The sequence below is a fragment of the Chamaesiphon sp. OTE_20_metabat_361 genome, from assembly GCF_031364565.1.
Window position 1 is genome coordinate 1 of record NZ_JANLWO010000097.1, and the last position, 5,635, is coordinate 5,635.

Below are 5,635 nucleotides of genomic sequence, written 5' to 3' on the forward strand. Positions count from 1 at the left end.
CAAGGGTACCGATACGATGGATGTCTGGTTTGACTCCGGCTCATCCTGGGCAGCGGTAGCCAACCAAAGGGATAATTTAACCTATCCCGTCGATATGTATCTCGAAGGCTCCGATCAACATCGGGGTTGGTTCCAATCGAGTTTGCTCACTAGTGTCGCCAATAATGGCATCGCCCCATTTAAAACCGTCCTCACTCACGGTTTCGTCTTGGATGAAAAAGGCGAGAAAATGAGTAAATCATTGGGTAATATTATCGACCCAATGGTGATTATGGATGGGGGTAAAAACCAGCAGAAAGATCCAGCTTACGGTGCGGATATCGTCCGCTTATGGGTGTCATCGGTAGATTATGCTACCGAAGTCAGAATCGGCCCAAATATCCTCAAGCAATTATCTGATGCTTCGCGCAAAATTCGGAATACCGCGCGATTCTTATTGGGAAATATTCACGATTTCGATCCGGCGAAAGATGCCGTTCCTTATGCCGAATTAGCCGAACTCGATCGCTACATGCTGCACCGAATGAGTGTGGTATTGGACGAGATTACCGAAGCATTCGATCGCTATCAATTCTTTAAATTCTTCCAATTAGTGCAGAATTTCTGCATCGTCGATCTGTCCAACTTCTACCTCGATATCGCCAAAGATCGACTGTACATTAGCTCACCCAATTCCTTCCGCCGTCGCAGTTGTCAGACAGTCCTGGCAATTATCCTCGAAAATCTCACCCGTGCGATCGCGCCCGTCCTCTGTCATATGGCGGAAGATATCTGGCAGTATTTGCCCTACCCAACCCCCTATAAATCTGTATTTGAAGCCAGGTGGGTCAAACTCGATCCGCAGTGGTTACAGCCCAATCTAGCCGTCACCTGGGACAAAGTTCGCGACCTGCGGACGGATGTAAATAAGGTAATGGAACAGGCACGTACCGACAAAGCGATCGGTTCGAGTCTAGAAGCGAAGGTATTGTTGCAGGTGAGCGATCCGGCACTCAGAGCGAAGTTAGGCGCGATGTCGTTTAATTCGGCATCCACCGCAACCACCCCTAGCCCCTCCCAGGAGGGGAATAAGAAAGGCGGGACTGTAATTAGTGTTACTAATTCGCAGACGCCGACGATCGATAAACTAATAAACGCTTCGCCATTACCAGAACTACAAGCAACCATTACAAGTGGTAGTAACGCCATCGGCGCAACGATTGCCACCGCGATCGAGGCTTATAGTAAAGGGTGGCGGTTGATTGGCAATGTTTTACTGATCCTCACTGGGGCATTTGGATTGTATATCGCGATCGGATTGCTCGATGTTGTCAATCGGATTCCCTTTGTCGAAACTACTCTCAAAGGTGTCGGCATAGTGATGAGTGGTATCTTTGTGGCGCGTAACTTATTAAATAAAGAAAAACGTCGCCAAACATTCGATCGCGCGATCGCATATAAAAATGACATCATCGGCGCACAATATCATCCCGTGCGGACGGTATCGCTAGCAGAGCCTACAGGTGAATTAGTAGTACCCGCCCACGCACCCGCGACTACCGCCTTACCACAGCATCAATCCAATCAGATTGACGAATTGCGATACCTCTTTCTAGCCTCTCAAGTCGAGCTAATTGACGATGCCGAGCGACTAGCCGGATTGCCACATCAAACTACTGTTGAAGGTGGCAAAATTGGGGTAGTTAATGCCGATGGTACCAAATGCGATCGGTGTTGGAACTATTCATCTACTGTCGGTGAAAATAGCGAACATCCATTAGTTTGCGATCGCTGTGTCGCTGCTTTATCAGATAAGTTTTAGTTGGGTGTGTTGGGTTTCGCTTCTCTCAACCCAAGCTACAGATCTATAACTAACTGCGTAGTCTGTGTTACCCCACCCCAACCCTCCCCTTATAAAGGGGAGGGAGCAAAAGCCCCCCTTTATAAGGGGGGTTGGGGGGTAAACAAACCTCAAACGAAGTCCAGCAGACTTGTATACGATCGACGCTCTGCTTTAACACTGTTTGATACTTGCTAATACTACCATTACCTCATCGATAACCTTAACCATTTGCAATGTGGGTCGATCGTGTTGATTTAGGATAATACTAAACACTAACGGTGAATATTGAGGTGGGTTAACATATCCAGATAAACTGACAACCCCGCTCATACTACCTGTTTTAGCGCTGACGATTCCTTGAGCTAAGGTTCCTTTCATGCGATTTTTGAGACTACCACTAATGCCCGCAATTGGTAATGAGTCGCGATAGATTTTGCCGATTGGTGTAGTTGCCATCACTGATAAAACGCGCACGAAAGTAGTCGGCGCAACTAAATTGTGTCGTGACAAACCCGAACCATCGTAAATACTATAGGCTTGCGGATCGACACCCATTGCCGTTAAATGTTGCTTTACTAAGGCAATTCCGAGATTGCTAGTATCTCGATCGCTAGTAGAGTGTTCGGGATGAGTCCGACCGATCGATCTGAGCAAAACTTCGGCGTAGATATTATTACTTCGCTGATTGGTTTCTGTAATTAATGTGGTAATTGGGGGTGAATCGATCGCGACAATTTCCGGTAAATTAATCGTACTTTGTGCCGCTCCTAAGCGCATACTATTAGAATTGATGCCCGATCGATTCAAGCTTTGGCGAAAGGCACTGATAAAAGATTGTGCCGGATCTGCTAGCGGCAGATCGATCTGAATCGGTGTAGTATTGACAGCGAGTTTACCTGTCAATTTGATGACTGGTTTGCCAAACATCGCGACCGCATCAACATTATTATCTTGACTAGCGGCGATCGTCAAGCTGCGATTATCGACTTGCCAACTATTTAAACTCGGATCTTTCCAAGCATATCTTAATGGCATCCCCAATTGTTGGGAACTGACCGTTAAAGGATTGGAATTTTGATTCAACATCAACCCATTAATTGCGGGTGCATAATCAGTCGATAAATCGCCCCATTCCCAACCGGAGTTTATCTGTTCCCCGCGAAAATAACTATCATCAAAACTAATTTGTCCGATCTGTTTGATGCCGCGCTGTTGCAGTTGTTGGGCGATCGATTGCAACCCGCTCACCGTCAAACTCGGATCGCCTCTACCCACTACTAAGAGGTTGCTGAAGCTGCCATTACTCGGCAGTTGATATACAGAAGTCCGCAGCCGCATCGCGGCTCCTAGCTGGCGGAGTGCCGCCGCTGTGGTAATCAACTTCACATTAGAAGCCGGAATAAATAAGCGATCGCCATCCCGATTATAAAGCTGCTTGGGGCCACCTAATACCTGAACGACAATCCCCCACCGATAGCGGCGCAATTCCGGTCGATCGATGATGTTATTGATGGCTGCTGGCACTTGGCTGGCACAGACGGCTGATAAGGCTGGCGGCGCGACTGGCTGCTGTGCCCGAGCCGGAACGATCGTTAATAACTGCACCAATAACCACCCGCACGTTGTCGCAATCCGTCGATGGGAACTAAATAACTGCATCTGTAGACTCACCCAAGATTTTATCGATCCTCAGTCTACATGGAGTTAGCAACCCTTTCCCAGCCATCATTTTTTCGCTCTAGCCGAGCCAACCGCCGTCTCAATAACCTGGTTATTCTAACGTCATCGGCTTTTTTAGACTGGTTCCGAAGTAGGGGTAGGTTTTTTGAGTCGATCGGAAATCGCACTAGTAATCAGATGTGATAATAACCCGATCGGGCCAAAGAATAAACACAAAATTAACGAATGAATCGTAATTATCCCTTTCTGTTGTCCTTCTAAATAGATGTACCGTCCGACAAATAAATCCATTACCAGGAAATGTACCCAGCCGATAGCAGCAGCTCCTTCATCGGCAAAGAACCGGGCAATGTCAGCCAGTTTGGGATTGGCAAGCGCTGCGGCTGATTCGGGGTTGACAGCGACGACCAGCAGGTAGACGTACAATCCAGCGAGAGTGATGAAGGGTAATGGGGATGAAATTACTTTGCGGGTAATCTCCCATTTGGGCAAGACAATCATCAATGCCCAGAATGGTAGGACAAATAAGTTAGCAGCATCGAATAGTTGACTGAGCATAGGACTACCTGTAGATAAGGAACCGATCGATCTGAGGATCTACGATCTATTATCGTTGGTACTTGGGGATTGCCATCATCAGCCGCTGGGATGGGGACGACAAGAGCGAAAGAGGCGTAAATAATCAAAGTTGCTACCTATAACCTCAGCGGTTTCAGTCGCAGGCATTCTATAAGGTAGCAACTTGAGTTAAATGGGGCAAGTGCATCGGTTATCTCTACATCGATCGACACTTCGCCCTGCCGATCCCCCGCGTTAAAATTGAAGAAATTCGATAAGTAGAGACTTTCCACTGTCAAAGTCGTTACATTAAAAGAATAAATAAGCTTTTTTTACAGGTAGTTATGCTCGATAAACTCCGCGCTCTTCTTAAACCTATGTTGAAGTCCTTTGTAGCAGTCGGACTAGTCCTAACTCTCGTGTTCGCTCAGACTGGAGATGCTTTTGCCGCTCGTAGTGGCGGACGCATCGGTGGTGGCTCGTTCCGCGCTCCTAGCCGGGGGGGCTATAGTTCACCTAGTAATGGTTACGGTCGTGGTGGTGGCTACTACCCAGGTGGTGGTTTCTCACCTTTCTATCTCCCCTTCCTCTTTGGTGGCGGCGGTGGCAGCTTGTTGTCGCTGTTAGTGCTGATTTCGGTAGGTGGCTTCTTACTTAATACTTTCCGACGGGTCGCTGGTGGCGATAGTTTTGAAGGTGGCGATGTTTACAATCCCCAAGTTTCGATCGCCCAAATTCAGGTCGGTTTACTTGCTGAAGCTCGTGATGTCCAGTCTAAATTAAACCAATTGGCAGAGACTGTCAATGCGGATACCGCCAGCGGCAGAATGTACCTTCTGCAAGAGACTAGCCTCGAATTGCTCCGTCACCCCGAGTATTGGACGTATGCTAAGACTGGCATTCAACAAGCTAAACTCGATCGAGCAGAAGCCGTATTCAATCAACTGTCTCTCAACGAGCGTGGTAAATTTACGACGGAAACCCTAAGCAAGGTCAATAACCAACTCCGTCAGGCTGGTGCTAATGCCACCCTCAACTCTACTGGTGAGTTAGCCACAGTCGAGCAAGAGCAAGAACGCGCTGAATACATCATCGTCACGCTCTTGGTTGCTGCTACGCGTCAGCTTGAATTACCTCAAATCAATGGTGAAAGCGATCTGCGTCAAGCGCTGCAAATGCTCGGTAGTCTCGATGCTAGTGCGATTGTCGCCATCGAAGCAATCTGGACGCCTCAAGCCAATGGTGATGCCCTTACTACCGATGATATTCTCGCCTACTATCCCGATCTTAAATTGGTTTAGTTAGTGTAGTTTAGCTCGATTATCTCCCAATTGTGGGAGATTTTTTTATGCTCTTAATCTCTGTTTATTAGAGGATGTCTGAAAAGTCTAATTGCTTCGTTTTTAGATCTAAATCCCCTTAGAAAGCTGCGGTATATATACAAGTCCAGGGAAGATGAGATGATGCGTAGTCCTTTACCCCACCCCAGCCCTCCCCTTATAAAGCGGATGCGTTCACTGACCGGGTTCCCCGGCAGTGATAGCGCACCAAGCAGGGGAGGGAGCAAAGCCCCCC

4 protein-coding genes are annotated in these 5,635 nt (G+C 47.7%); 2 read left to right on the forward strand and 2 right to left on the reverse strand.

The window, feature by feature from the left end; translation table 11 throughout:
* Positions 1–1,801, forward strand: a 1,801-nt coding sequence (locus RMO35_RS25145) for a class I tRNA ligase family protein (RefSeq protein ID WP_396135593.1), incomplete at its 5' end; no start/stop codon positions are given.
* Between the two features lie 192 nt (positions 1,802–1,993).
* Here RMO35_RS25145 and dacB read toward each other — a convergent pair.
* Both dacB and RMO35_RS02695 read right to left on the reverse strand, forming a co-directional pair.
* A complete protein-coding gene (gene dacB / locus RMO35_RS02690; protein ID WP_309738385.1) occupies positions 1,994–3,481 on the reverse strand; it encodes a D-alanyl-D-alanine carboxypeptidase/D-alanyl-D-alanine-endopeptidase in 1,488 nt (495 codons plus the stop codon).
* A 135-nt stretch (positions 3,482–3,616) separates the two neighbouring features.
* Complete coding sequence (locus RMO35_RS02695) at positions 3,617–4,060, reverse strand: ABA4-like family protein (RefSeq protein WP_309738386.1); 444 nt, start codon at positions 4,058–4,060, stop codon at positions 3,617–3,619.
* Positions 4,061–4,437: 377 nt separating this feature from the next.
* Between RMO35_RS02695 and RMO35_RS02700 the strand changes: the two genes are divergently transcribed.
* Complete coding sequence (locus tag RMO35_RS02700; RefSeq protein ID WP_309738389.1) at positions 4,438–5,361, forward strand: DUF1517 domain-containing protein; 924 nt, start codon at positions 4,438–4,440, stop codon at positions 5,359–5,361.
* Positions 5,362–5,635 lie beyond the last annotated feature (274 nt).

What these genes read in the sequence shown, in the direction of transcription:
- dacB (WP_309738385.1), bottom strand. Translation starts at nt 3,481, where the DNA reads ATGCAGTTATTTAGTTCCCATCGACGGATTGCGACAACGTGCGGGTGG.
- RMO35_RS02695 (WP_309738386.1), bottom strand. Translation starts at nt 4,060, where the DNA reads ATGCTCAGTCAACTATTCGATGCTGCTAACTTATTTGTCCTACCATTC.
- RMO35_RS02700 (WP_309738389.1), top strand. Translation starts at nt 4,438, where the DNA reads ATGTTGAAGTCCTTTGTAGCAGTCGGACTAGTCCTAACTCTCGTGTTC.